This is a genomic window from Serratia sp. P2ACOL2, from assembly GCF_003691565.1.
GTDB classification, from domain to species: Bacteria; Pseudomonadota; Gammaproteobacteria; order Enterobacterales; family Enterobacteriaceae; genus Serratia; species Serratia liquefaciens.
This window is the reverse complement of sequence record NZ_CP033162.1, coordinates 2919693-2944999: the sequence shown is the minus strand read 5'-3', so window position 1 is coordinate 2944999 and position 25307 is coordinate 2919693. Positions and strand designations below refer to the sequence as shown.

The window sequence follows — 25307 nt, the reverse complement described above, 5'->3', positions numbered from 1 at the left end:
AAATGAAGTTCATCGTATTTATTTAAAATAATAAATAAATTTCAATGGGTAATTCTATTTATCTATGGTTTTTGCTGTTCCCTTTGCGATTTTAAAATGTGGTTTTGATGTTGTAATGGTGTGGTTTATGTGGTTTTATTATCACATGTTTCGTGGTGAGAAAACGCGTATGACACAGCTAAATGAAAATGTTGATGTGGTAGTTATCGGAGGCGGCGTAGTGGGATGTGCCGTTTTCCGACGTTTCACCCTGATGGGCGCGAAAACGTTATTGCTGGAGCGAGGCGGCGATATCTTGTCCGGCGCCAGCAAGGCCAACAGCGCGATCCTCCATACCGGTTTTGATGCGCCGACGGGAAGCCTGGAGCTGCAATGCATGCAGGCGGGTTACGACGAGTATTTGGCGATCAGAGAAAAAATGAACCTTCCGCTGTTGCAGACCACGGCCATCGTGGTGGCCTGGAACGAAGAACAGCTCGCGGCGCTGCCTGGCATAGTGAAACAGGCACATGAAAATGGGGTGACGGACGTGGCGCAGATTTCTGCCGCCGAAGTTTACCAGAGAGAGCCAAAATTAGCGGAAGGCGTGCTGGGTGGGGTATTAGTCCCCGGTGAATATGTCATCGATCCCTGGAGTGCGCCGCTCGCTTACGTTACGCAGGCCGTGATGCACGGTGGGGCTTACCGTTTTAACTGTGAAGTGACCAAGGCGATGCGCGATGAGCAAGGTTGGTTATTGCAGACTAACCAGGGCAGCGTGCGTACTAAGTTAGTGATCAACTGTGCGGGTAACCATGGTGATTTGATCGATGGCCTGTGGCGGAAACCGGATTATGAAATCCGCCCAAGGAAAGGGCAGTTTCTGGTCTATGACAAAGCCGCCGCGGCGGATATCAATGCCATCATCCTGCCGGTTCCGACGCCCACAACCAAAGGCGTGCTGCTGTGTCGAACCATTTTCGGCAATATGATCCTGGGGCCGACGGCTGAAGAGCAAACCGACCGTAACCGGGCCGATGTCGATGAATCGGTGCTCAAAGGGCTGATTGAAAAAGGCAGCCGGATGTTGCCGACTTTGACGCAATACGGCGTGACCGCCACCTACGCCGGGCTACGGCCGGCAACGGAAAAGAAAGAGTACCGAATTTATCACTATCCGCAGGAAAATTGGATCAGCGTGGGCGGGATCCGTTCCACTGGGCTGACGGCTGCGTTGGGGATTGCCGCCCATGTAGAAACACTTTATCGCGACCATTTTAATCCGCTCTTTACCGATCAACCGCCTGCTGAGCTCCAGTGGCCGGTGATGCCGATGCTGTCTGATTATCAGCCGCGTGATTATGCCTGTTCGGGCAATGGCGGCATTGTCTGTCACTGCGAATTGGTCACGCGGCGTGAGCTGGAGGCGGCATTCCACTCGGCGGTGCCGCCTGAATGTATCGGTGGTTTGCGTCGCCGTACCCGCGTCATGATGGGACGCTGCAACGGCTTTTTCTGCAGTAATCAGGTTGCCGAAATCGTGGGCGATCGTCTGGACAACACGCTGGTCGTTGGGAGGGTGGAATGAGTCAGTCATATGACGTGATTATTATTGGCGCCGGGCCGGCCGGTTTGGCCGCCGCCCGCGCTTTATGGGATGAAGGCGTAAACCGCGTTCTGCTGTTGGAAAGAGAAAAACAGGCGGGTGGCGTACCGCGCCATTGCCGTCACCCTACGTTCGGCATGCAGACGTTCTACCGGCCGATGAAAGGGCACCTCTGGGCCAAGCGCATTTTGAATCTGGTGCAAAACAATTGTGAAATCAGAACCGGTACCACGGTGGTAGATATCAAGCCCGGCGGTGAGGTAATCATCTCTGGCGATCGGGGCCTTGAAACCTTGCGTGCAAAACGCGTGATTATTGCCACGGGCGTGCGCGAAACGCCACGCCATGCCAGGCTGGTCAGCGGCGTAAGGCCGCAGGGTGTTCTGACTGCAGGGGCGTTACAGCAGTTTATCTATCTGAAAAAATTCAAGCCGGGCATTAAGCCGGTGATCGTCGGGTCTGAGCTGGTCAGCTTTTCCACTATCTGGACGCTGCGCAATGCGGGCATCAAGGCGCTGGCTCTGATTGATGAAAACCCCCGGCCAACGGCGTTTCGCGTGGCTGCGTTATATGCCCGTATTATGGGCGTTAAGCTCCATCTGGGTGCGCACATCACTCAAATCAATGGCGGCGAGCGGGTGGAAAGTATCGAATTTACCGCCGCGGACGGCAGCTCACAACAATTGGCCTGCGACAGCATTATTTTTACCGGACGCTTTACCGGCGAGTATACGCTGATCCGTAACAGCCATTTGGCCTATGAGCCTGAGACTGGCCGCCCATGGTTCGACCAGCACGGTCGCTGTTCCGATCCGGCCTATTATGTTGCAGGTAATATGACGCACCCCGCCGATATGGGCGATCAGTGTTACCAGGAAGGGTTGCGCGTAGGTCGGCAAGTTGCCCGATCTCTGCAACAGGATGACGCCGTGCGATTTGAGATTCCTATTCAACTGGACGAGGTATTCCGTCTTGCTGCGCCAAATCGGGTTTCCGTGTCAGCACCGGCCGCCGATCGCGTCACGCTCAATGTCCGTGTTAACCGTTACCATAAAGGCGAGATTATTGTGCGCGACGGTGAAAAAGAGCTTTACCGCGGAAAGCACCGCTGCTTGCCTGAACGTCGCATTCTTCTTAAAAATATCGATATTTCCGGTCTCACGCCGAACAGTCACTTGACCGTTATCGCCCGATAGCGGTTTTTCCCACTTAGCACAATGAAAAAGCCTGCATATGCAGGCTTGGTTTATTCTGATGCCCAGAGAGCTATTTGAATTCGTGTTCAACCTCTGACCACAGACTTACGCGTTGATTACGCGATTGATAGAACTCAATCTCTCGTTTAATGCCTGCGCTTTGATCCCAACCGGGAAGATCCAAAATAATCAACTCTTCCATCATGGCTAAAAACAGCGCATCCACCGGCGCCCACATTTTGCCAATCTCTGCTTTATCAGTGTGTTGCAACTGAAAATTAATTGGGTGCGACATGGTGACCTGGCTGAAAACCGCATGACCGGCCTCGATGATGTTGGCTGCCACTTTATTGCAGGCGAGAAATCGCTCCTGCACCACGTTCTCATCGGCATGGCTGTAGGGGCAGGCAAGGAATATCTTACGCATGGTGAACCTCATAGGATTACATAAAGAAAGCAGTGCCTGGTTGCCAGGCACTGCTGGGGAATTAAGCGGGAAATTAAACGGCCAGGGGAACGGTTGGCCGATCGTTTTGCGCTGCCGCCTCTTCGCGTGCGTCGCGCTGCTCCATCCGTTGCGCCTCCGGGACGGAAATAAAGATTGCGATGGTCACGGCAATGGCACCGGCAAGGAATTTACCGACCATAATCGGCAGGACCAGGGTGGGCTGGAAGTTGGCGGTAAAGGCCAAATGGTCGCCTAAGGTCGCCTGAGCACAGATGCCAAAGGCCACGCACAGCACTTTGTCACGGGCACGCATATCTTTGAACAGGTGATAAACGGCGATGATGTTGGCCAGCACCATGACCATGCCAATGGCCCCGGCATCCGTGAGCCGAAGTTGTCGGCCGATAAACTTCATCGGGCGCTGGCAGTACTTCTGGAACAGGTAGCAAATCGGGAAGGTGCCCGCCAGCATGATGCCGATATAGCCCGCAATCTCAATCGCCCGGTAAAGTTCTTTTTCGTCGGCGAAAAGAGGATCGAACACCCAACCGCCAAAGACTTTGCTAAAGACCCCGGTGAAGTGCTGAATAATACAGGCGGCCAGCACCATTTTGATAAAGGCATCCATAATCTTGCCAAAGAACAGAAAGCATTTGACCATCCATAGGGTTCGGTATTTCAGCCCTAACGCCAGCAGGATGCAAAAAACGAACAGGGGGGAAAGCAGTTGCAAGGCATTGAAAAAGTCGATGCTTAAATAGTGGTTGGCGGGGGATGCCGTGGAGATGATATCCCGTACCGGAATATTATTAAGCGTGATGATCATCAATGAAATCAGTACGCCAAACGGGATGCTGATTAAACCCGCCATGGCGCCCAGCGCCAGATATTTGTGGTCTTTTTGTTGCAGCATGACCAGGCCGACCGGAATTAAATAAACGATGCTGGCTCCGGAGGTGTAGCCAATCAGCATGGCTGTGATCCACTGGTCGCGGTTGGCGGCAATGGCGTCCGCCAACTGATAGCCGCCCATATCAACGGCGATAATCGACAGGGCGGCAATGGATGCATCCGATCCCATTGATTGGAACAGAGGGCCGACGGTGTAGGTAATAGCGTAAGAAAGAATCGGGATCGCCGCCATAATACCGGCCTGGGCCAGAAATACCGGGCCAATGGAATGAATACCATTGACGAATTCTTTGCCCAATCCGCTTTCGGGTTTGATCACCGAAGCCATGGCGCCGAGCAGGGTCCCGGCCATAATGATATAGATAATGATGTTGCCAATCTCAGACATAATTGCCTCCGTTTTCTTATTATTTATTCGCCGCGCAGGTTGCGGGAACGGGAAATAATGTCCTTATATTTTGCAAAATAAGGAGACAGATCGCGTTCTGCAGGCTCAGTGGTGACGTGTTGTGTTCTGACGTTCATCGGGTGGGTGTTGCCTAAGCCCTTGCGAGCCAGCAAAGCGACACCCTGCGCGGTAATTTCCCGGTTGGCAGGGGTAACGATGCGTTTTTGGATCAGGCTGGCAAGGAACTGCTTAAAGTAGAGGTTGGCCGATAAGCCACCGTCCACCGAAATGGTGTCGCCAATGGGCCGAACTTTGTCCATGGCGTAGATCACCTCGGCCGAGCGCATGGCGATCCCTTCAAGAATGGACTGCAGCATGTCTTTGCGTTCGGTTTCCAGCGACAGTCCGGCCCATAACCCGGCGGCCGAGCGATCCCAATAGGGGCAACCCAAGCCGGAGAGTGCAGGGATAAAAGCCAAGCCGCGAGCGATGGCCGGTTGATCCGGGAAATCGGAGAACTCCTCGATATCGCTGTACAAGCCGATCTTTTTGGCCCAGTTAATGGCCGATGCCGCGTTATAGACGCCGCCATCCAGGCCGTAGAGCGGAGGCTCGCCCGGTAATTTCCAGCATAATGTCGGGAGCAGCCCTGAGCCTTGCGCGTCGGGAACCTTGGGTCCGGTAATCGATTGCAAAAACGCGCCGGTGCCGAAAGTGATTTTCATCTGACCGGGCTGCAGGCAGCCATGACCATAAGTGCTGGCAAACTGATCGACGATGCAGGCCGTCAGCGGCGTGGTATTGCCGGCATAGGTCACGTCGCCAAAATGGCCGGTATTGTCGCGAATGTTTGGCAATGCTTCGATTGGAACGCCAAATAACCGACACAGTTCTTCGTCCCATTGCAGGGTATGAATATTGAATAACGAGGTTCGGGAAGCCGAGTTGTAATCGGTGATATGTGTCCCGCACAGGTGGAACATGAAAAAACTGTCCATCGTACCGAGTCGCAAATGGCCGCGGCGTGAAAGCTCACGGGCACCGGGCACATTGCGCATGATCCATCCCAGCTTGCTCCCGGAAAAATACGTATCCAGCGGCAGGCCGGTCTTCGCCCTGATGGTCTCTTCAAAACCTTCATTGCGCAGTTGACGGATAACGGATTCGGTACGCTGGTCTTGCCAAATAATGGCGTTATAGAGCGGCAGGCCGCTCTGGGCATCCCAGGCGACGACGCTTTCGCCCTGATGCGCCAGGCCAATGGCATCCACCACCCCACACTGGCTAAGACAGGTGCGAATATTGCGCAGGATCTCCATGGGATCATGTTCAACCCAACCAGGATTGGGCGTTAATTGTTTGTGCGCGATGGCGGCGGGGGGAAAATGTTTTCCGTCCTCGCCGAACACCACGACGCGTGTTCCTGTTGTTCCTTGGTCAATGGCTGCATAGCGTTGGTTCAGCATAAAGCCCTCAGGTCTATTTTGTGGTTTATATGTTGTCATTGTGCCCGTTTATATTATTTAGTATCATCACTACACATTAAATCAACATCAAACTCACAATTTTCGATTTAATTGTGACCAACATCTTGGTTTTGGCTTCTGGAAGTGTGGTTATGCTGTGGTTTTAGCCCTGTGAAAAGTGCAATGGGCAGTTGCTTCACGTGAGGAGTTGGTAAACAATTGTCGACCAAGCAATAAAATGCCCCGCAAACCCACACTTTTTATAATGTTAAAAACAGCATAATGGATCAGAAGATGGATTACTCAAACGCATTAGAACGAAGGAACATCATTCTCGATAAGTTGAAAAATAGTGGGCAGGTGTTCGTCAATGAATTGGCTGATGACTTTAATGTTTCTCAGGAAACCATTCGCAGAGATCTGAATAAGCTTGAAGAGCTGAAACACATCAAGAAAATCCATGGTGGGGCGGTTATCGCTCAGTTTGGGTTTGAGCTGGAATTTAATCAGCGGGCCAAATTGGCTGAAGACGACAAAAAGGCCATTGCCATTAAGGCGGCAGAATTGATCAAGCCCGGGGACTCGCTGTTTATCGACTTCGGGACTACGACGCTGGAGTTTGCCAAGCAGATTGCCGGTATTAATCAGCTTACCGTCATCACCAATTCTCCGGTGATCGCCAATCTGTTCCATGACAATTCAACGATTAACCTGATCCTGATTGGTGGCCAGTTTGGCCTGTCGAAAATGGAGTGCATTGGCCCGGTGGCATTGCAGGGGATCAGCGCTTTCTATGCGGATTACGCGGTCATCGGTGCCGGGGCGGTGAGCCCAAAGGCAGGGGTGATGGATCAGGATTTGAACGAGGCCGCCATTGCCCGTCAGATGATCAAAAACAGCAACAAAACCATTGTCCTTGCCGATGGGCACAAGTTGAATAACCATGCGACAGGGCTGGTGGCAGAGTTAAAAGATATCTCGTGGTTGGTGACCAGCGATCCGGAGAAAAAACTGAAGAATCTGGTTTTCCCGGCGAATCTTCAGGTGATTGTGGCCTGAGGAGGGTAAGCAACCCTGCCGGTCGCGATGACCGACAGGGTTATATGAGTATCAGAAGGTTACTCTTTCCACAGGATGTGGCAAAGCTTGTGGTCTTTCTCGCGGCACAGCAGCACGCGGGCAAAAACGTCGTTGATTGGCTCGCCATCGCTGTCTGCCAGACCAATCACTACCTCGGCAAAGAAATCCGGGTTCAGGTCAAAATCCACATGTTCCGACCAGTCTTCCGCAGGGTCATACAGTTCTGCGCCACCGCGCTCCTCAAACTGCAGATTGAACAGCAGAATATCCGCCGGATCCAGATTGTCGCCGGCCAGTTCCAGAAAGATGTCGTAAGCCTGTTCCAGCGTTTCGTCTTCAGTAAGGCGGTTATTCAAATCCATAATTAAATCCCGATCACAAATGATTTGGCGTTATTAAACCATGCCCGCTACGGCATTTATAGCAGCGGGCTGAAAAAGTAGAACAGGCGCTCGACAATCCGATGCCAGAACGGCCGTTTCTGCCACTCCTGTGCGTTCAGCAACTGCGAACGGGCAATATAATCATCCTGCACACAGGCCAGATCGCTGCCGAAACCGTCATCGTCGATCACCAGCGTGATTTCGAAGTTCAGCCACAGGCTGCGCATGTCCAGGTTCACCGTACCCACCAGGCTGAGCTGACCGTCGACCAACACGCTCTTGGTATGCAGCAGACCGCCTTCGAACTGATAAATCCGCACGCCCGCTTCCAGCAGTTCGGAGAAGAAGGAGCGGCTGGCCCAGCGTACCATCGTCGAGTCGTTGTCGCGTGGGACAATAATGCTGACTTCCACCCCGCGCAGGGCAGCGGTGCAGATAGCATGCAGCAGGTCGTCGCTTGGCACAAAGTAAGGCGTGGTCATGATCAGCTGTTCGCGCGCAGAGTAAACGGCCGTCAGCAGCGCCTGGTGGATCATCTCTTCAGGGAAGCCGGGACCGGAGGCGATAACCTGGATCGTGTGGCCGCTTTCCTGTTCGAACGGCATGATATTGACGTCCGGCGGCGGCGGCAGGATGCGTTTACCGGTTTCAATCTCCCAATCGCAGGCATAAACAATCCCCATGGTGCTGGCGACCGGGCCCTCCATGCGTGCCATTAAATCGATCCATTGGCCGACGCCGGCATCCTGTTTGAAATAGCGCGGGTCCACCATGTTCATGCTGCCGGTGTAGGCAATATAGTTGTCGATCAGTACCACTTTACGGTGTTGGCGCAAATCCATTCGACGAAGGAACACACGGAACAGGTTGACCTTGAGCGCTTCCACGACTTCGATCCCCGCATTACGCATCATGCCGGGATAGGGACTACGGAAAAATTGCAGGCTACCGGCAGAATCCAGCATCAGGCGGCAGTGCACGCCCCGGCGCGCGGCCGCCATCAGCGACTCGGCGACCTGATCCACCAATCCGCCCGGCTGCCAGATATAAAACACCATCTCTATATTATGGCGAGCCAGCTCAATATCGCGGATAAGCGCTTCCAGCGTTGAATCCGTCGTGGTAAGCAGCTGAAGTTGGTTGCCTTTGACGCCATCAATGCCCTGACGGCGATCGCAAAGTTGGAACAGCGGTCTGGCAACCTCGCTGTACTCCGTAGCGAAGATCCGCTGGCTCTCTTTTAATTCGCTCAGCCAGCGTGCGGTAGAGGGCCACATGGCCTTGGCGCGTTCGGCCCGGCGTTTGCCCAGGTGCAATTCGCCAAAAGATAAATAAGCCACAATACCAAACAGCGGCAGAATGTAGATAACCAGCAGCCAGGCCATCGCTGACGGTACGGCACGGCGTTTCATCAGAATACGCAGGGTCACACCGGCGATAAGCAGCCAGTAACCAAACACCATGAGCCAACTGATTACGGTATAAAATGTTGTCATAAAGGCGAAAAATCCCGTTCGCAAACCACCAACGATGAGTGTACGCACAGAATGGTAAAGGGGAAACCTTTTCTCCGCGCTTATGTTGCAAAAATATGATTGTCTTAAGGCACTTGCTGTAAACGAAAAGGACATTTTGGGCTAACTGCCGCGTGGTCGGGGCAGAGTAAAATACGAAAAACTGAGGCTTGGATCGCTCAGCGAAAGGGCTATAATGCCCGCCGTTGGCTTTTGACGAATGAGTAACGAAACGATGAGACGCAGTAGAAACGAAGTGGGCCGCTGGCGGATGTTGCGGCAGAGCCAGCGCCGCAGGCATCGCTGGTTGGAACGCCAGTCATGCAGCAATCGGCATATCATTCGGGTGCGGCGTCGCCTGGACGATCAGCACCGACGTTCGTTGCTGTTTGTGGTGTCATACGAGTGGTAAAACGAAAACAGTCCCTGAGGGGACTGTTTTGTTAGCGAGACTGGGGGGTTATTTACCCAGATAGGCGTTAAGCATCCACACCTGTTTTTCCTGCTCTTTGATGTAGTCGCTCATCAGGGAAGCGGTCCCTTCATCACCGGCATCGGCGGCCAGCGTTAGCAGTTCACGCTGCTGTTGCAGCAGCACCGAATAGCCGTGCAACAAACCGCTTAGCGTGCCTTTATCGTCGGTGACATTGGTGTCTTCCTTGATGTCGGAAGTTTTCAGGTAATCGCTAAAAGCATGGCGCGGTTGTGAACCCAGGGTCAAAATACGTTCTGCCAATTCATCGACTTTGGTCAGCAGGTCGTTATAGGTTTCTTCAAATTTGACGTGCAGCTCGAAGAAGTGCGGGCCTGAAATGTTCCAGTGGTAGCCGCGTACGTTCATATACAGCACCTGATAATTCGCCAGCAGCGCATTCAAGGCTTCCGAGAGCTTCGCCGATTGTTTGCTGTCCAGGCCGATATGGTTTTTTGCTGCTTTCTTCGTCGTTGCCATAATAATCTTCTCCTGATTATTTGATTCGATGATTTACACAATATCCATAACAAACACAGTAACCGGATTTATCGCAGGGTTAAAGACGTTCAAAAGCATCAATGCAATCGTCAAAACCAATATCGATAAATCCGCGAAGCAAATTGCCAAATCAGTTTAAGCAGAATGCGTTAACAACAACAGCAGCTTTCGACCATTACTTGCGCAATGCCATTTTTGCCACGCCGGCGCCCAGTGCCATCAGCGTAGCGGCTGCAATCAGCACGACGATAAATGCGCGGTCGAATGCCAGGCGCGCCAGCTGTTTAAGCTGTTCGGCCTGATCGGCTGCCAGATTGGCGGCCAGCCTCAACGCCTCGTCGATGCTGTCGTAGGCGATATCACTTACCGGCAGGCTGTCAGGCAGAGCCAGGCTGTGGCTATAGATGGCGGTCATCAATCCGCCAAGCAAGGTGATGCCCAGAACCCCGCCCAGTTCATAGGAAACGTCTTCGATCGACGCTGCCATACCTGACTTCTCTTCCGGCGCGTTAAGCATGATGGCGGTTGAGGCTGCGGTGATCACGCCGCCAAGACCAAAACCGGCGATGAACAGGCAAATCAGCTGCAACACCAGGCTGCTTTGGTAAAGCAGAGCCAGGCCTGCGATACCCAAGCCGGTCAGAATAAATCCGCCGAGTATCATGCTGCGCTCACCGAAGCGCGGCAGCAGTAAGCCGGTTAACGGGCCTGCCAGCGCTGACGCCAGCGGGATCGGCAGAATAAACAGCGCGGCCTGCAAAGGGCTAAGTTCAAGCACCAATTGCAGCCGTTGAGTCAATACCAGCTCTACGCCGACTAACGCAATCATCGACACTAACGCTACCCCGACGCCACCGGCAAACAACCGATTCTGGAACAACGAGAAGTCGATCATCGGATAGCGAGCCCGCCGTTGGCGGCGAACGAACAGCCAGAGCGATACAACGCCGATCGCGGCGGCAATCGCCAACGCGGTAAAGGAGGGGGCCGCTTTGCTTAGTTCCTTTAACGCATAGATACAACCAACCAGACCGGCCATGATCTGTACCGAGCCGATGATATCGTAAGGGCTTTTGTTTTCGCCGCCGCAGTGTGGAATCAAACGCCATGCAAACGGCAGTACTGCCAACACCACAGGGACGTTGATCAAAAACACCGAGCCCCACCAGAAATACTCCAGCAGCACGCCGCCAACTACTGGCCCAATAGCCGCGCCGCCAGAGGCCACCGCTGCCCAGATGCCTATGGCCAAGGCGCGTTCACGCTCATCAGTAAAGACATGGCGGACAATGGACAGGGTAGCCGGCATCATCATAGCGGCACCTACCGCAAGGAATACCCGGGCAGCGATCAGCCATTCGGCCGACGGGGAAAAGGCCGCGCAAAGCGAGGCGACGGCAAACACCGGCAACCCGGCTATAAACAATCGCTTATGACCAATACGATCGCTCAACATGCCTGCACCAGGCAGTAAACCCGCTACCACCAGTGGATAGGCATTTACGATCCATAATTTTTGCGAAGCACTGGCATCCAGTGCCAGGGTCAGCCGTGGCAAAGCGGTGTAAAGTACCGTCATGTCGATAATAATCAAAAATAGCGCGCTGGAAATCATTGCCAGGATCAACCAGCGGTTGTTTACGTGCATAATATTATTCCAAAAAAACAAGCTACGCGGGGGCGTAGCTATAAGATCGTCACCACTCAGGATTGCCGAGTGGTATACTGGCGTAATATATATCCATACGTATGTATTGAAAAGGGGGTTTCTCAATGGGACGTCAACGCAGCATCGATCGTGACAAGGTTCTGGACGTGGCGGAAGAGATTGTCGCCACGCAGGGTGCCGCCGGGCTGACCATTGATTCTGTTGCCAGAGCTATGGGGATTTCAAAAGGTGGCGTGCAATATTGCTTTGGCAGCAAAGACGCGATGATCGATGCGATGTTCGATCGCTGGGGTAAAGCCTATGAACGAGTATTCGATGAGATTGCCGGCGAAAACCCCTCGGCCACGACGAGTGTGCAAGCGCATCTGCAGGCAACCCGAAGCTCCGATCAGGCCTCCAGCGCCAAGGCTGCCGGGCTGATGGCGACCCTGATCCAAACCCCGGAGCATCTGGACAGTACGCGTGAATGGTACCGCAGCCGGATTGCCGGACTGGATTTAGCCACTGAGGAAGGCAAGCGTGCGCGGCTGGCGTTTTTGGCCACCGAAGGAGCATTTATGCTGCGCTACTTTGGCTTGATGGAGGTTGATCCGGCGGAGTGGGATGCCATGTTTGCGGATATGCAGACATTGATTTTGCAAAATGTGCAGAGTCGCTGAAGATTTTTAGTGGATCAGGATTAACGCGGCCCGAGTCACCGCCGCGTTAATACGCCATTTGAGTATTCAGGCGTTATTTGTAGGCCACGGCATTGATGGTTTCGAAGGAGGTTTTCCCTTCGCGACCGATAATCACATAGTATTTCCCGCCTTTTTCATCGACCGCTTTAGACAATCTTGCGTGATCGATGCCCACGGTATCATCGCCATCTTGTGAGATGGTCACCGGGCCAATTTCGGTATGTTTTGCGGCTTCTTCCTTGGTGATTTCAATGGCGGCCATGGAAGAGAAGGAGGCGAATGCCAGTACAGCCAACAGATATTTAGTTGCTTTCATCACTATTCCTTTTACGTAGAGAACGAATGGATAAGTTCGAACATGACTACGGCTTAAGTGTAGGTCGCAGTTGTAGGTTTTCCATGCAGTGGTAAAAATAAGCGGTACAGGCGGTGCCTATCGCACCGATAGATGGCGAATTCAGCGGGGAAGGGAGTATGTTTATCGAACAAGATATTCCCTCGAAGAACCCTTTAGCCAGCCACTCCGTGCTGGCTTTTTTTTTCCGCAACGAAAAGCCGCGATCCTCCGCGGCTGTAGTCAATGTTAAATTCTTTATACTTGGCGCATATAAACATCGGTGATGCGCAAGTCGAAGTTACTTTTCATTTTTGACACATCAATCAGTAGAAAAGCATGAGTTGCCCAGTCAGGGGCTCTATCGACCATAGGTGTTTGGGTATCTGAGCCTTGCATTTGCCCTGGAATAATCGCGGTCTTAAGTTGCGATTCGCTACCACTGAAGTTGTAGGTATAAGTGTGTCCAGTCGCCTGCATTAGGATCTTAGGCTCTATATCCTGAGCCGCACCATATTGCAACAGTTTGGCCCAGACGATTTTTACCTGGCAACTTTGCCCGTCGCCTGCATAAGTGGCAGCCTGAAAATTATGTATCACGCTGCCATAGCCTTTCAAGGCGATAGTGCCGAGTACGGCTTGGTAAACACCTTCACCTGCGGCAGCATTACGCCCAATAGAGACCAACCCTGGTTGGCGGATCATGCTGAAATTGGTGCTATTTACCGTTCCCCATCCGTAGCGGGATTTACGCACGGAGTTAATCCCCCCTGGCGGCAATACCCAGGCCTCTTCGGTCCATTTATCATTGCTGCCGCCACTGGTATAGGTTGTGCTGTCGAGCCAGTTATCCTGTACATTGGGGGCCGTACGTACCTTAGTCAGCAAATATGGCCAGTTCATCGGCAATTGCATGTCGCGAAATGAGACCGAACCGGTGCCATCAATCCAGCCACTGACGCCAACATCACCTGCCTGTTGTAGTTTCCCGAGATTAACGGCTTGAAATACTACGCGTGCCTGATCACCAAAGTAGAACGGATTACAAATGGTGGCTTGGTCCGCAAGTGCAGGATTGCCGGCCTTAAAGGTAAATAAGCCACCGATAAAATTGATTTTGCATTTCTTGGCATCAGGGACGTTAACGATATAATTCCGCGGGCCAAAGCCTTCAATGTGGCAATCGCGGAAAATGTGCTGACCACCTTCAATATGAATATATTTTCCCAGGCTTACCTGAGGGTCCTGAGTGCCGTTATCACCGTATATATAATCGAAGGAACAATTGAAGAAATAACTGTAACCTCCCTGCAGGTTAACGCCGCAGTTGCTCTGCGCAAAGACACAGCTATGGAAATTCATCTCCTCCCCGGAGTTCGTCGCGGTGTTGGGGAAGTAATAGCAGGTATGGCAGTGGTTAAACATAAAACTGTACATGCGGAGGAAGTAAAAGTTGTTATTACCGGTAACACCGTAAGCGAAGTTTTCGAGGCCACCATCAATAAATGTTAGAGAGTTACGTGAATACGTGGTCTTAGCATCGGTTGCGGGCTTGGTCTCGGTGGCAGGAATGATATCGTTGCGGAAAGTCATGCCGTCAACAAATCTATCTGCCCCAGGGCCAATCATCCGCAAATTTTTCACGGTCATATTGCCTTGTGGATAGCCATCGGTATTCATCCAATGGATCGCGGTTGCGTGTGCAACTGCTGTGCCGCTGGCAAAGGAGCGGAAGTCCAGTAAGGCTCCAGAGAAATCATAATCGACGGTTTTTGTATCAAACTTTAGTGTTTTTGTGCACTTAAAGCGACCATTCCCAAAAGTCAGGATACCGTTTTTCAATACTTGCTCGATGGTCGTATAAACAACGCCATCAACAATATATTGTTTAGTAGTGTGTTCATGCAGCGAACTCGCGTAGTCATGCGCTTTTTGGATCGCATCCGTATCGTCAGCCAGACCATCGCCTTTAGCACCGTACAGATAAGGTGAAACTGTACCTGCCACCTCCAATATACGCAGCCAAACCCACGACGAGTTAGGGCGAATAAACATGCCACCGTCGTCTGCCGGTGTCGATTGTGCTTTAGCGACAAAGATGCCACCGCCTGCAGGTTGGCCGTTACTGCTGCTCCAGCTTGAATCATAGGCGGTTACTGCGATCAGCTCACCGGCAAGGGTAGGTACGGTGCTTCTCAATGTGGCAATATCAGGGCAGGTGTTCATCATTTGATCCTCATAGGGAAAATTGGAATTACTGTATTTATATACAGTTCCCAGAGTCTATGAGCGCATCGCATCATGCACAATAGCGTGAAAGGTGAAGGTCGTTGTGCCAGTCAAGGCTAAACCAAGAAGGAGATATATACGTAAGGCCAATCGTCGGCGTAGCTGGCCATGCTTTGTGGTCACAACCCACTGAGGGGGAGTTCAGTGGGTTGTCTTCGCGCTAGAACACCTGTTTGAAGGGTTTGACCGTTACGTCACCATAAACGCCGGCGGCGACGTAGGGATCTTGTTCCGCCCAGGCTTGTGCGTCCGCCAGCGAGGCGAACTCCGCAATAACGGTGGAGCCGCTGAAACCGGCGCTGCCCGGATCGTTACTGTCGATGGCGGGATTGGGGCCGGCAACCACCAAACGGCCCGCATCACGCAGTGCCTGCAGGCGCGCCAGGTGCGCGGGGCGTACTGACAGGCGGTTTTCCAAGGAGTTGGGGACGTCTTGCGCGTAGATCAGATAAAGCATGTTTCACCTTTAAAATCATTGCTATAGAACGGTAAATTTAAAGTAGCGCAAAAGACGAAACAAGGGAATGCCCGCCCGCTGGAATTTAGCCATGGCTGGCGCTTATGCCTTGAAGCCGCTAGTGTTTATTCGTATAGTGCGGCCGCGCGATTCATCGGACAAGGTTTGTGAGGTAGAGAAATGACGGAACTGGTTAGAGAGAAACTCAACTTGCCCGAGGGCAAAAGCAAACTGCTGCTGCACTCCTGCTGTGCTCCCTGTTCCGGTGAGGTGATGGAAGCCATTCAGGCCTCCGGCATCGAGTACGCCATTTTCTTCTATAACCCGAACATCCATCCGCAAAAGGAATACCTGCTGCGTAAAGACGAGAACATCCGTTTTGCCGAGCAGCATGGTGTACCCATTATTGACGCCGATTACGATACCGATAACTGGTTTGCTCGCGCCAAAGGGATGGAGCATGAACCCGAGCGCGGCATCCGTTGCACCATGTGCTTCGACATGCGTTTCGAACGTACCGCGCTGTATGCGCACGAAAATGGCTACGATACCATTTCCAGTTCGCTGGGCATCTCCCGCTGGAAGAATATGCAGCAAATCACCGACTGCGGCGTGCGTGCGGCAGAAAAATACCCGGATCTTGAGTACTGGGATTACAACTGGCGTAAAAAAGGCGGTGCGTCGCGGATGATCGACATCAGCAAGCGCGAGCGCTTCTATCAACAGGAGTACTGCGGTTGCGTTTATTCACTTCGTGACACCAACCTGCACCGCAAGGCGCAGGGCCGGCCGCTGATCAAACTGGGCGTGCTGTATTACGGCGATGAAGAATAACGCCACATTGATAACGAATAACCCGCTACGGCGGGTTTTTTGCTTCTTGGCGGCGGTAAATCAGGTTAATGAAGCGTGTAAAAGCCTCGGTGAAAAGGCAAATGAAAGGTTAATATCCCCATGAGTTTGCAGGTTTTAGCGATGAATAACGACGATTAGAGCGATAGTTTGCCATTCGTTATTGAATATGATTGCTATTTGCATTTAAACTTGGCGAACCAGAGGAAACAGAATCATTATGCCGCTAAAAAAGATGTTCCTTAATCGCCGTTTGTCCGTGCCGATTGTCCTGTCCGTTGGCTTACATAGCGCCCTGGTGGCGGGTCTGCTCTATGCTTCTGTCAAAGAAGTGATGGAGTTGCCGAAACCTGAAGATGCGCCAATCAGCGTCATGATGGTCAATACCGCCGCGATGGCGGAGCCGCCACCTCCTGCGCCGGCCGAGCCGGAGCCAGAACCGCAGGTGGAGCCTGAACCCGAACCAGAACCGATCCCGGAGCCGCCGCCGAAGGCAATACTGAAACCTGAGCCGGTAAAACCCAAACCGAAGCCAAAACCTAAGCCGAAGGTCGAAAAAACGGTCAAGCGTGAACCGCAGAAAACTGAGCCGCGTGAGCCTTCGCCGTTTGAAAATAACCAGCCGGCCAAGCCTATCGACAAAGCGCCAGTTAAGCAGGCACCGTCAGCCCCGGTGGCGGGTAATTCGCGTGATGTGGCACCGAGGGCGCTCAGCCGTGTCGATCCGATTTATCCGCCGCGTGCCAGAGCATTGCAGATTGAAGGCAATGTACGGGTACAGTTCGATATCGACAGCGACGGCCGTGTGAGCAACGTGCGTATTCTGTCTGCGGAACCGCGCAATATGTTCGAGCGTGAAGTGAAGCAGGCAATGCGTAAGTGGCGTTATGAAGCCAAAGAAGCGAAAGATCGTACCGTGAATATTCGCTTTAAAATTAACGGCACCACGGAAATGAACTGACCGACAGGTTAGGGTTAATTAAAGACAAGGGTCGCTTCGGCGGCCCTTTTTGCTGCCTGAAATTCGCTATGCGTTGCCTTAATCCTGCAATACGTCTTATTGAAGCCAAATGGTGTAACGATAAACCTTTATGAGTCCTGCTATAGAAAACCTGCCTCACTGCGCCTGACAGTGAAACACGCACCTCAACCTGATTTATTGAACAAAAGCCGATCGCTCTCTCACTTCACGCAACATTAACGCTCATTTAACTTAATTGTGAACCCGATCACTTCAACTTCTCGACACATAAAACAAAATGAAATGGTGTAACGTTAAACCTTTTCGGGGAAAACCATGAGTTCTTACCAAGCCAGCTTACTGTCTGTCTCATTTATGACCTATATGGTGATGGCGGGTCTCCTCACTCAGATAGGCATTGTTATTAAACCGATGTCTGTTTATCTGGGTATGGGCATCACGGACGCCGCGGCGATGTTTTCTTACCTGACCGGTGGCACGCTTTTGGGAACGTTCATCTCGATGGCGGTGTATTCTCGATTTGAGATCCGTCACATCCTGCGCGTCACCTATGCCATTTTCCTGGTTGTTCTGGCCGCATTGGTGTTTCTGGATGTCAGAAATCCGTTCGTTGTTTCGTTCTATCTTTTTGTTTTGGGCACCTGCTGCGGCACCGGTTTGTCGGGCGGCGCAGTGCTTATCTCCAAAGTTTTCAACGAAAACAAACGTGCTTCCGCCTTTATCGCCACTGATTGTGCCTTTAGCGCTTCCGGTTTTATCTTTCCCTCGATGGCGACAATGATCATTGCGGCCAATATGCAATGGACTACCGCCTACGGACTGGCGGGCGTGATTGCCGCGCTGGTGTTTATCAGCACCTTTATATTGAAATATCCGAAAGGGGATTTGGCCGAAGCCGATAAAGCAAACACCCCAGGCGCCAGGTTTAACTGGAAAGAGGTGATGACCCCCAGAGTGGTTTTAATGGGGTTTGCGCTCGGTGTTTACCTGTTTGCTCAGAGTACTTTCCTGACCTGGTCGCCCAGTTACTTGCAGCAGACGTTTGGTTTGTCCGCGGCGGAGTCCGGGGCGGCAGTGGGCAACTATTGGGGGCCATCCGTGTTTGGTTTAATCACCGCAGCCATACTGGTGAATAAAATCCCCGCACGGGTCATGTTAGTGGCGGTCTCTATCATTGCGATCCTGGTGACCTTTTACTTGAGCATAACTCACAACCCAAGGGTATTCCTGACTCTCACCCTGGGCTTCGGTTTTCTGACCTCGTGCGTCTATAAATTAGGCATTTCCGTTGGCTCTCAACAGGTGAAAAATTCTCCGGCCGTGCTGGTTACCTTTTTACTGACGTGCGGAACCGTGGGCAGCACGATTTCTCCGGCTTTGTCTGCCGCCATCGTTGATCGGTTCGGGGTGGCCAGCGCGATGGTCATGACCGTCCTGGGCTTTACCGCCGTCTGTATCGCCATTGTTGCCTGTCTGATACTTGAGAAGATTGAAAACACCAAATCCACAAAGGAAATATATTCATGAAGAGAAAAGTCATTTTTGATACGGATCCCGGTATTGACGACAGCATGGCGATGCTGCTGGCACATGCCAGTTCAGAGATAGAGCTGATGGGGATTACCACCGTTTTTGGCAATGCGACTATCGAGAATGCCACCAGAAATGCGCTGTATCTAAAGCAGCGGTTTGGTCTGAGTGCGGATGTTGCCATGGGTGCAGATACCCCGCTGGTCGTCGCGGCGGGTGAGCCAACCACTTTTGTCCATGGGTTAAATGGATTGGGGGATATAGATATTCCTGCGGGGGAGTATCACGGCATCGATAAGCGAGCGGCTCATGACTACATTATCGATAGCGTAAAAGCCCATCCGGGCGAGATTACCTTAATCGCCGTCGGCAGGTTAACCAATCTGGCTTTGGCGGTTGAAAAGGATCCCAGCATTGCCGGCCTGGTCAAAGAGGTGATTGTGATGGGCGGAGCATTTGGCTATAACGGCCATACGGGCAATGTGACTCCCTTCGCGGAAGCCAATATCATCGGCGACCCGCATGCGGCCGACAGGGTGATGACCACTGACTGGCCGGTGACTGTCGTTGGGCTGGACGTTACTCAGCAAACGGTAATGACCGGCGAATATATTGATCGACTACGTCTGGATTCAGCCCGATACGGTGAGTTCATTTATCGCATAACGCGCTTTTATGCGGACTTTCATCAACGGGAAGTGGGTATGGAAGGGTTTTATGTGCACGACTCTTCGGCCATTGCCTATGCGATTGCCCCTGAGCTGTTCGACGTCAAAGTCGGCGCTATACGGGTGATTACTGAAGGGCCGGCCATCGGGCATACCTTGCTTAAAGAGGGGGGGAAACGTTACCCGATTGATGACTGGAGCAGGAAACCGAAGCAACGTGTTTGCGTTCAGGTTGATCACCAGGGGGTGCTTGATCTCTATATGGCGACCATGGTGGAGAAGGCGACGGTTTAGTTTCTGAACGTCATTTTCCAAAATCGACGGGTTCACTGACCGATCCCCGGACGACCAGGCTAGGTGTTATTGATATTATGGCTTTACTCCCTGGATGAGACATTTTCATGGTCAGGCCTTCCAGGGCTTGGTAAGCAATGTCGTCCAAAGGAATTCTAACCGTGGAGAGTGACGGGAAAGACAATTTGGACATTTCTATATCATCGTAACCGATGACTGAAATCTCCCTGGGGATCTTCAAGCCCAGTTCATTCGCCGCATTCTGCACGCCAATGGCCATTAAATCGTTATGACAGATAATGGCCGTTGGTAACGCTGCGGAGGAAAAAAGTTGATACATGGCGTCAACGCCGCTCTGATAGGTGTAGTTTCCTTCGATATAGTCGACGGCGTCTTCAGGCAGGTTAAATTCCCCCAGTGCTTTTTTCAGACCCGCGATACGGTTTGTTGTGGTCTTTAACGCTTTGGGCCCGGTCACACAGGCAATTTTTTTGTGCCCTTTGGACAGCAAGAACCGTCCTGCTATATAGCCGCCAGTCTCATTATGTAAATTGAACTCTGTACCCCCGCACAAACTCATCACATCACCGATATCGAAAGCGATAGCCACCACCGGCACCGCATGGATCTGTTTGATTACGTTATCAATTTTGTCGCGCTTCAACGATATGAGGATGATGCCGTCCACGCGGCCCGACATTAAATTAATGTAGGTGTGCAAATCCTCTTTATCGGCATGGCGGAAGCAGGAGATCACGGTAAAGTCCTGCTTGAAGCATTCATTTTCCAGCTTGAAGAACAGCTCGGAGAAAAACGGGTTTTGGTCGACGATCGAAATAATGCCAATGCTTTTTAAACTGGCAGAGTTTTTCTTGAGTGAGGCGGCCAAGGCATTGTGTCGGTAGCCGGTAGCCTGAATGGCTTCCAGAATGTTCTGCCGGGTATCATCTTTTAGCTTTTTTTTATTATTAATAAAGTTAGATACGGTTGTTACAGAGACACCGGCATGGCGTGCAACGTCTTTAAGGGTAGCCATTCTCTACTTATAACCTCAGTTTTATGCCACAAGATGAATTGATAGGCGGAGCACTGACCAAGATAGCGATAGGCCGACTCTGGCGTCCCACGTCGTGGGGTACCCGGTTGATTATACACAAGCAAAATCAAGATACAGGCCTTTAACCGCCAAAAGGCGTTATTGAAACGCGTTGATTAACCTGCAGCAATAAAAAAGCCCGATGGGGTGCATCGGGCTGATTGAAAACGAATTTTGTCGCTACGGGTTATTCATCGAAACCCACACGGAAATTCATTTTTCCGTCGGGCAGGGCCCGTGAATTGCCCTCATCGTCCACCGCGACATAGGTAAATACTGCCTCGGTTGCGCGATAACGCTGGCCTATCGGGGCGGAGGACACTTTCTTGACCCACACTTCGATATTGATGGTGATAGAACTGCGCCCGGTACGGATACAGTGCGCATAGCAACATACCACATCACCCACGGCGACAGGTTTCAGGAAGGTCATACCATCGACGCGTACTGTTACTACGCGTCCCTCGGCAATTTCTTTTGCCTGAATAGCGCCGCCGATGTCCATCTGCGACATCAGCCAGCCGCCAAAAATATCACCGTTGGCGTTGGTATCAGCCGGCATCGCCAGCGTGCGCAGCACCATTTCGCCACTGGGTAAAGGTCGTTGTTGAGTCATAGCTGTCTGCTTATCAAAGAAGGGATTTCACTATACTGCCCGTAGCAAAGGCTACGGGCATTAACAATTTTGTAACTATTTTTTCTGTTCTTCCGGCATGTGCCGATAAATATAAATACCGCTTAGCAGGGTAAATACCAGCGTCAGCGCGGTCAGGCCGAACACCTTAAAATTGACCCAAACGCTTTGAGGCAGCCAGAAAGCGACGTAGATGTTCGCCAGGCCGCAGACCAGGAAGAACACCGCCCAGGCCAGATTGAGATTGTTCCAGACTTTATCCGGCAGCGTCAGCTCTTTCCCCAGCATGCGCTGCACCAATGGCTTCTTGAGTACCAGTTGGCTGATCAGCAGCGCCAGCGCGAACAGCGTGTAGATGATGGTCACTTTCCATTTGATAAACAAATCGTTATGGAACACCAACGTCAGTGTGCCGAACACCAGCACCATCAGGAAGGTGATCAGCGTCATCTTCTCGATTTTGCGGTACTTGAACCAGGTGAACACCAGTGCCAGGGCGGTGGCGACAATCAGCGCGCCAGAGGCCACGTAAATATCGTAGAGCTTATAAAAGGCGAAAAAGACAATTAGCGGGAGGAAATCAAGAAACTGCTTCATAAATCAATCCATCATCTGTTCATCGGCCGACTATACCGGATTTGGCGGGTTCTGTGTACCGCTGGGAAGCGCTGATTATCGGCGTTTGGCCAGCGGATTTCCGCCGTGAAAGCAGGAATTTGCATAAACTTACGATTGAAGTCGCGAGTTCGCGGCGTGTGGATTGCCAGCGCGGCATTGGCATCGCATGATACGCCCAATAATAGCCGGATAATTTATAACGGAAAACAGGTTATGCAGTGGAAATCTCTCCAGGCGCTAACGCCCGGTTTGACGCATTTATTAGGGTACCAACGCAGTTGGCTTAAACCGGACATTCGTGCCGGCCTTTCCGTGGCTGCCGTTGCCTTGCCGGTGGCAATTGCCTATGCCGAATTGGCCGGGGTTAGTCCGGTGGTGGGGCTTTATTCCTGTATTTTGCCGATGGTTGCCTATGCCTTCTTCGGTTCCTCACGCCAGCTCATTGTCGGGCCGGATGCTGCAACCTGTGCGGTCATTGCCGCCGTGGTGACGCCGCTGGCGGCGGGCAACATGGAACGCCACTGGCAGCTTACCATCATGATGACGGCGATGATGGGCGCCTGGTGTCTGTTAGCCAGCCGTTTCAAGCTGGGCGCGCTTGCTGACTTGCTCTCCAGACCGATACTCAGCGGGCTGCTCAACGGGGTGGCTATTACCATCATGGTCGATCAGATTGGCAAGGTACTGGGTTTCGGCATGCATCCGGCGCAGTTGATCGAGCGAATCTACGCTTTACCGGGCAATCTGATGCACAGCGATGTATTGACCATGGCGGTTTCGCTGCTGACCCTGGTTACGCTGATCGGGTTCAAAAAATGGCGGCCTAACTGGCCGGCGCCGCTGTTTGCCATCGTTTTGGCGGCCTTTGTTACCTGGGCCGGTGGGCTGCAGCAGCACGGCGTAGTGACGGTAGGCGGTTTTAGCGACGTATTGCCGATCGTGCAGTGGCCGGATTTTCAGCCAGGCTTGCTGCGCGATATGGTGATCCCGGCGCTTAACCTGGCGGTCGTGAGCTTCGTCAGCATGATGCTGACCGCCCGCAGCTTTGCGGCCAAGAACGGCTATGAGGTCAATGCGGACGCGGAGTTTCGCGCACTGGGGCTGGTGAACATCGTCTCGGCGTTATCGCAGGGTTTCGCCATCAGCGGGGCGGATTCGCGCACGGCTGTCAATGACGCCAACGGTGGCAAGAGCCAACTGGTGTCGATCATTGCGGCAGGGGTGATTGCCTTCGTGTTGCTGTTTCTGATGGCTCCGTTGCAGTTTATTCCGGTGGCAGGACTGGGGGTGGTACTGATGTATGCCGCCTGGTCGCTGTTGGATATTCGCGGTATCTGGATCATGCGGCGCCGAAATGCGCAGGCCTTCAGGTTGGCGATGTTTACCTTCCTTTGTGTACTGCTGGTGGGGGTAATCAGCGGTATTGGCCTGGCGGTATTACTGGGGTTGATGCAGTTCTTGCGCACGGTATTCCGCCCGACGGAGCAGCTGTTGGGCGTCAATGACGAAGGCATGATCCACTCGATGGGCAACAATAACGGCATTAAGCCGGTGCCTGGAGTGATGATGTATCGCTTCAACTCGCCGTTGACCTATTTCAACGTGGCGTATTTCAAACGACGGATCCTGAACCTGGTGGATAGCACGCCGTTTCAACCGCGCTGGGTGGTGGTGGACGCCGTGGCCAGCTTTACCCATGCCGATATCAGCGTCCTGGCGGCAATTGATGAGTTGAAACGTGATTTGTTACAGCGTAACGTTAAATTGGTGTTGGCAGGGCGACGCACCGAATTGACGCGCTGGTTCCGCATCAACCGGGTAGGACGCGATCGGGAATTAATACTGGTACCGGATTTGTACCTGGCACTGAAGCTGATTCAAAGCAAGGAGCAGGCGGAACCAGCCGCGGCCCCATAAACAAAAAGGCACGCAGAAGCGTGCCTTTTTTGCATCCTGTCGCAAGATCAGCTGCGCAGCAGCATATACAGGCGGAACAGGTAAATCAGCAACAGGGCGGAAACCAGGTTGCTCAGAGCCGTCAGCACCACGCTGGCGACGTTCGGGGTCAGCACCGACAGGTGGCTCACCATAAACAGCACCAGCAGCTTGGCTGCCAGCCACAGCATCATTGCCGGAACAATCACGCGCGCATTGGCGAAAGCCAGTTTGCAGCTCAGTTTGATCGACGCGAACACGCCTTTCTTGTCGGCGGTGGTGATCACCGGTGCCAGCGAGAAGGCGATCGCCATAATCACACCCGGCACGACAAACAGCGTCAGCCCCAGTTGGATCAGCAGCGTGCAAATAAACAGCAGCAGCAGCAAACGCGGCAGTTCCGGCGCGGAAGCCCCGATAGCGCGCAGGGCGCTCAGGCGTTGCCCCTGAGAAACCAGGCGAACCAGCGTCAACATCCCGCCTACCAGCAGCACGTTACCCACTAACGCAGAGAAAGTGGCGGCGGCCGAGACCTTCAATAACACCATCTGCTGCTCAGGCGTCATTTGTTGAATGATTTCCTGGATCCCCATACCGGCGGACGCAGCAAAGTCACCTTCCGTTGCGCTCAGGATCTTCAACTGCTCGATGTCAGGGCTGAAAACCTGATTGAGCAGCACAGAGATGAACGCGGTCAACAACGCCAGTATCAGAATACTGGCCAGTTGGTTACGGAAAAAATTAAAACTGTCACGGTACAACGTGTTGGCCGTGATAGGCATGCAGACTCCTTGGCATCGAGAAACAGAGATAAATCAAAATCAGTGGGCGATTGTACCCTGTTCCACGTCGCTGTGGCACCCCGCGAATTGCACTACGGCTATTTCTTCGTCGATCTTGGCGATCGGTAAAGAAAGTGGCAACGGAACCGGCAATGGCGGCAGGCCATAACGTTCGCGAGCGCGGTCGCACGCTTCGTTACGCAGGCCATTCTCTCCCGACTGATCGAACTCACGGCAGGGGCTGGGGCGATTAAGATAAATAGAACAGGAAACCGCTTTGCCGATTTCGCCGTCGAGTGCGGTGCAGCGTGGGGACTTGCTGTTGGTCCCCTGCATACAGCGCAGGAAGGGGGTTAACGGTTCTGTTAGGGATAAAGGAACCACGCCGCCGCCATCTTCCGCTTCGGCCCAATAGAATGACACTCGAAAATAGCCGCAGCATGCGCCGCAACTGACACAGGGATTTTGAATTTCGCTCATCTTGATTGCCCGCCGACTCCTTACGACACCAACCAAAACCAACACGGAAGATGAAATTACGC

The 25307-nt window shown here is 52.6% G+C and carries 25 protein-coding genes; 10 read left to right on the top strand and 15 right to left on the bottom strand.

All coding sequences use genetic code 11. The features are described 5' to 3' along the window. Window positions 1-169: 169 nt before the first annotated feature. Window positions 170-1567 (top strand): NAD(P)/FAD-dependent oxidoreductase, encoded by a 1398-nt coding sequence (locus EBA31_RS14245; protein ID WP_122080630.1) that lies wholly within the window; start codon window positions 170-172, stop codon window positions 1565-1567. Beyond that, the gene (locus tag EBA31_RS14240; RefSeq protein ID WP_122079515.1) at window positions 1564-2781 is read left to right on the top strand and encodes an FAD-dependent oxidoreductase; all 1218 of its coding nucleotides are present in this window, start codon (window positions 1564-1566) and stop codon (window positions 2779-2781) included. Before EBA31_RS14245 ends, EBA31_RS14240 begins: the two co-directional genes overlap by 4 nt. Before the next feature lie 70 nt (window positions 2782-2851). On the opposite strand, the gene EBA31_RS14235 is transcribed toward EBA31_RS14240, so the two are convergent. The 3 genes from EBA31_RS14235 to EBA31_RS14225 form a co-directional block, all read right to left on the bottom strand. Next, entirely contained in the window at window positions 2852-3208 is a 357-nt protein-coding gene (locus EBA31_RS14235) for a DUF1937 family protein (RefSeq protein ID WP_046373380.1), read from the bottom strand. Window positions 3209-3281: 73 nt separating this feature from the next. Continuing rightward, window positions 3282-4529, bottom strand: a complete 1248-nt coding sequence (eutH, locus tag EBA31_RS14230) for an ethanolamine utilization protein EutH (protein WP_122079514.1) — start codon at window positions 4527-4529, stop codon at window positions 3282-3284. Between the two features lie 23 nt (window positions 4530-4552). Further along, the gene (locus EBA31_RS14225) at window positions 4553-5995 is read right to left on the bottom strand and encodes a glycerol kinase (RefSeq protein WP_122079513.1); all 1443 of its coding nucleotides are present in this window, start codon (window positions 5993-5995) and stop codon (window positions 4553-4555) included. 294 nt (window positions 5996-6289) lie between these two features. On the opposite strand from EBA31_RS14225, the gene EBA31_RS14220 reads away from it, so the two are divergent. Further along, a complete protein-coding gene (locus EBA31_RS14220; RefSeq protein WP_020827176.1) occupies window positions 6290-7054 on the top strand; it encodes a DeoR/GlpR family DNA-binding transcription regulator in 765 nt (254 codons plus the stop codon). A 59-nt stretch (window positions 7055-7113) separates the two neighbouring features. Here EBA31_RS14220 and EBA31_RS14215 read toward each other — a convergent pair whose 3' ends face one another. Together EBA31_RS14215 and cls are read right to left on the bottom strand one after the other, a co-directional pair. Next, complete coding sequence (locus EBA31_RS14215) at window positions 7114-7437, bottom strand: HI1450 family dsDNA-mimic protein (RefSeq protein ID WP_004945300.1); 324 nt, start codon at window positions 7435-7437, stop codon at window positions 7114-7116. 56 nt (window positions 7438-7493) lie between these two features. Then, entirely contained in the window at window positions 7494-8954 is a 1461-nt protein-coding gene (gene cls / locus EBA31_RS14210; RefSeq protein WP_041414608.1) for a cardiolipin synthase, read from the bottom strand. A gap of 253 nt (window positions 8955-9207) precedes the next feature. Here cls and EBA31_RS14205 point away from each other — a divergent pair, with 253 nt between their 5' ends. Beyond that, window positions 9208-9384, top strand: a complete 177-nt coding sequence (locus EBA31_RS14205; RefSeq protein WP_071827036.1) for a YciY family protein — start codon at window positions 9208-9210, stop codon at window positions 9382-9384. A gap of 48 nt (window positions 9385-9432) precedes the next feature. On the opposite strand, the gene EBA31_RS14200 is transcribed toward EBA31_RS14205, so the two are convergent. Beyond that, complete coding sequence (locus EBA31_RS14200; protein WP_020827174.1) at window positions 9433-9924, bottom strand: Dps family protein; 492 nt, start codon at window positions 9922-9924, stop codon at window positions 9433-9435. A 196-nt stretch (window positions 9925-10120) separates the two neighbouring features. Next, window positions 10121-11593, bottom strand: coding sequence for an MFS transporter (locus tag EBA31_RS14195; protein WP_122079512.1), 1473 nt, complete (start codon window positions 11591-11593; stop codon window positions 10121-10123). Between the two features lie 125 nt (window positions 11594-11718). Between EBA31_RS14195 and EBA31_RS14190 the strand changes: the two genes are divergently transcribed. Beyond that, a complete protein-coding gene (locus EBA31_RS14190) occupies window positions 11719-12273 on the top strand; it encodes a TetR/AcrR family transcriptional regulator (RefSeq protein WP_122079511.1) in 555 nt (184 codons plus the stop codon). 73 nt (window positions 12274-12346) lie between these two features. Here the strand turns inward: EBA31_RS14190 and EBA31_RS14185 are convergent, their stop codons facing one another. The 3 genes from EBA31_RS14185 to EBA31_RS14175 form a co-directional block, all read right to left on the bottom strand. Next, entirely contained in the window at window positions 12347-12610 is a 264-nt protein-coding gene (locus tag EBA31_RS14185) for a DUF1471 domain-containing protein (protein ID WP_048758642.1), read from the bottom strand. Window positions 12611-12886: 276 nt separating this feature from the next. Next, the gene (locus EBA31_RS14180; RefSeq protein ID WP_238387464.1) at window positions 12887-14857 is read right to left on the bottom strand and encodes a hypothetical protein; all 1971 of its coding nucleotides are present in this window, start codon (window positions 14855-14857) and stop codon (window positions 12887-12889) included. A 220-nt stretch (window positions 14858-15077) separates the two neighbouring features. Next, a complete protein-coding gene (locus EBA31_RS14175) occupies window positions 15078-15374 on the bottom strand; it encodes a YciI family protein (protein WP_020827169.1) in 297 nt (98 codons plus the stop codon). A gap of 180 nt (window positions 15375-15554) precedes the next feature. On the opposite strand from EBA31_RS14175, the gene EBA31_RS14170 reads away from it, so the two are divergent. The 4 genes from EBA31_RS14170 to EBA31_RS14155 all read left to right on the top strand — a co-directional run bounded on the left by EBA31_RS14170 (window position 15555) and on the right by EBA31_RS14155 (window position 19700). Continuing rightward, window positions 15555-16208, top strand: a complete 654-nt coding sequence (locus EBA31_RS14170; protein ID WP_020827168.1) for an epoxyqueuosine reductase QueH — start codon at window positions 15555-15557, stop codon at window positions 16206-16208. 238 nt (window positions 16209-16446) lie between these two features. Next, window positions 16447-17187 carry a TonB system transport protein TonB gene (tonB, locus tag EBA31_RS14165; RefSeq protein WP_122079509.1) on the top strand — a complete coding sequence of 247 codons (741 nt, stop codon included), beginning with the start codon at window positions 16447-16449 and terminating at the stop codon, window positions 17185-17187. A gap of 336 nt (window positions 17188-17523) precedes the next feature. Beyond that, window positions 17524-18735, top strand: a complete 1212-nt coding sequence (gene tsgA / locus EBA31_RS14160; protein ID WP_122079508.1) for an MFS transporter TsgA — start codon at window positions 17524-17526, stop codon at window positions 18733-18735. Beyond that, a complete protein-coding gene (locus EBA31_RS14155; protein ID WP_122079507.1) occupies window positions 18732-19700 on the top strand; it encodes a nucleoside hydrolase in 969 nt (322 codons plus the stop codon). The genes tsgA and EBA31_RS14155 overlap by 4 nt, the downstream gene beginning before the upstream one ends. Before the next feature lie 10 nt (window positions 19701-19710). Here the strand turns inward: EBA31_RS14155 and EBA31_RS14150 are convergent, their stop codons facing one another. The 3 genes from EBA31_RS14150 to EBA31_RS14140 form a co-directional block, all read right to left on the bottom strand. Continuing rightward, window positions 19711-20736 (bottom strand): LacI family DNA-binding transcriptional regulator, encoded by a 1026-nt coding sequence (locus EBA31_RS14150; protein WP_122079506.1) that lies wholly within the window; start codon window positions 20734-20736, stop codon window positions 19711-19713. 247 nt (window positions 20737-20983) lie between these two features. Next, window positions 20984-21412: an acyl-CoA thioester hydrolase YciA gene (gene yciA, locus EBA31_RS14145; RefSeq protein ID WP_020827163.1), complete on the bottom strand. Its 429-nt coding sequence runs from the start codon at window positions 21410-21412 to the stop codon at window positions 20984-20986. 75 nt (window positions 21413-21487) lie between these two features. Further along, window positions 21488-22027, bottom strand: a complete 540-nt coding sequence (locus EBA31_RS14140) for a septation protein A (protein ID WP_020827162.1) — start codon at window positions 22025-22027, stop codon at window positions 21488-21490. A gap of 234 nt (window positions 22028-22261) precedes the next feature. Between EBA31_RS14140 and EBA31_RS14135 the strand changes: the two genes are divergently transcribed. Beyond that, the gene (locus EBA31_RS14135; RefSeq protein ID WP_122079505.1) at window positions 22262-23965 is read left to right on the top strand and encodes a SulP family inorganic anion transporter; all 1704 of its coding nucleotides are present in this window, start codon (window positions 22262-22264) and stop codon (window positions 23963-23965) included. 47 nt (window positions 23966-24012) lie between these two features. Here the strand turns inward: EBA31_RS14135 and EBA31_RS14130 are convergent, their stop codons facing one another. Beyond that, a complete protein-coding gene (locus EBA31_RS14130) occupies window positions 24013-24765 on the bottom strand; it encodes a YciC family protein (protein ID WP_044551674.1) in 753 nt (250 codons plus the stop codon). Between the two features lie 39 nt (window positions 24766-24804). Further along, window positions 24805-25245 carry a YkgJ family cysteine cluster protein gene (locus EBA31_RS14125; protein ID WP_020827159.1) on the bottom strand — a complete coding sequence of 147 codons (441 nt, stop codon included), beginning with the start codon at window positions 25243-25245 and terminating at the stop codon, window positions 24805-24807. Window positions 25246-25307: the final 62 nt, after the last annotated feature.

Excerpts from the sequence above, each read along its gene's own strand:
- EBA31_RS14245 (WP_122080630.1), top strand. The coding sequence starts at position 170 with ATGACACAGCTAAATGAAAATGTTGATGTGGTAGTTATCGGAGGCGGC.
- EBA31_RS14240 (WP_122079515.1), top strand. The coding sequence starts at position 1,564 with ATGAGTCAGTCATATGACGTGATTATTATTGGCGCCGGGCCGGCCGGT.
- EBA31_RS14235 (WP_046373380.1), bottom strand. The coding sequence starts at position 3,208 with ATGCGTAAGATATTCCTTGCCTGCCCCTACAGCCATGCCGATGAGAAC.
- eutH (WP_122079514.1), bottom strand. The coding sequence starts at position 4,529 with ATGTCTGAGATTGGCAACATCATTATCTATATCATTATGGCCGGGACC.
- EBA31_RS14225 (WP_122079513.1), bottom strand. The coding sequence starts at position 5,995 with ATGCTGAACCAACGCTATGCAGCCATTGACCAAGGAACAACAGGAACA.
- EBA31_RS14220 (WP_020827176.1), top strand. The coding sequence starts at position 6,290 with ATGGATTACTCAAACGCATTAGAACGAAGGAACATCATTCTCGATAAG.
- EBA31_RS14215 (WP_004945300.1), bottom strand. The coding sequence starts at position 7,437 with ATGGATTTGAATAACCGCCTTACTGAAGACGAAACGCTGGAACAGGCT.
- cls (WP_041414608.1), bottom strand. The coding sequence starts at position 8,954 with ATGACAACATTTTATACCGTAATCAGTTGGCTCATGGTGTTTGGTTAC.
- EBA31_RS14205 (WP_071827036.1), top strand. The coding sequence starts at position 9,208 with ATGAGACGCAGTAGAAACGAAGTGGGCCGCTGGCGGATGTTGCGGCAG.
- EBA31_RS14200 (WP_020827174.1), bottom strand. The coding sequence starts at position 9,924 with ATGGCAACGACGAAGAAAGCAGCAAAAAACCATATCGGCCTGGACAGC.
- EBA31_RS14195 (WP_122079512.1), bottom strand. The coding sequence starts at position 11,593 with ATGCACGTAAACAACCGCTGGTTGATCCTGGCAATGATTTCCAGCGCG.
- EBA31_RS14190 (WP_122079511.1), top strand. The coding sequence starts at position 11,719 with ATGGGACGTCAACGCAGCATCGATCGTGACAAGGTTCTGGACGTGGCG.
- EBA31_RS14185 (WP_048758642.1), bottom strand. The coding sequence starts at position 12,610 with ATGAAAGCAACTAAATATCTGTTGGCTGTACTGGCATTCGCCTCCTTC.
- EBA31_RS14180 (WP_238387464.1), bottom strand. The coding sequence starts at position 14,857 with ATGATGAACACCTGCCCTGATATTGCCACATTGAGAAGCACCGTACCT.
- EBA31_RS14175 (WP_020827169.1), bottom strand. The coding sequence starts at position 15,374 with ATGCTTTATCTGATCTACGCGCAAGACGTCCCCAACTCCTTGGAAAAC.
- EBA31_RS14170 (WP_020827168.1), top strand. The coding sequence starts at position 15,555 with ATGACGGAACTGGTTAGAGAGAAACTCAACTTGCCCGAGGGCAAAAGC.
- tonB (WP_122079509.1), top strand. The coding sequence starts at position 16,447 with ATGCCGCTAAAAAAGATGTTCCTTAATCGCCGTTTGTCCGTGCCGATT.
- tsgA (WP_122079508.1), top strand. The coding sequence starts at position 17,524 with ATGAGTTCTTACCAAGCCAGCTTACTGTCTGTCTCATTTATGACCTAT.
- EBA31_RS14155 (WP_122079507.1), top strand. The coding sequence starts at position 18,732 with ATGAAGAGAAAAGTCATTTTTGATACGGATCCCGGTATTGACGACAGC.
- EBA31_RS14150 (WP_122079506.1), bottom strand. The coding sequence starts at position 20,736 with ATGGCTACCCTTAAAGACGTTGCACGCCATGCCGGTGTCTCTGTAACA.
- yciA (WP_020827163.1), bottom strand. The coding sequence starts at position 21,412 with ATGACTCAACAACGACCTTTACCCAGTGGCGAAATGGTGCTGCGCACG.
- EBA31_RS14140 (WP_020827162.1), bottom strand. The coding sequence starts at position 22,027 with ATGAAGCAGTTTCTTGATTTCCTCCCGCTAATTGTCTTTTTCGCCTTT.
- EBA31_RS14135 (WP_122079505.1), top strand. The coding sequence starts at position 22,262 with ATGCAGTGGAAATCTCTCCAGGCGCTAACGCCCGGTTTGACGCATTTA.
- EBA31_RS14130 (WP_044551674.1), bottom strand. The coding sequence starts at position 24,765 with ATGCCTATCACGGCCAACACGTTGTACCGTGACAGTTTTAATTTTTTC.
- EBA31_RS14125 (WP_020827159.1), bottom strand. The coding sequence starts at position 25,245 with ATGAGCGAAATTCAAAATCCCTGTGTCAGTTGCGGCGCATGCTGCGGC.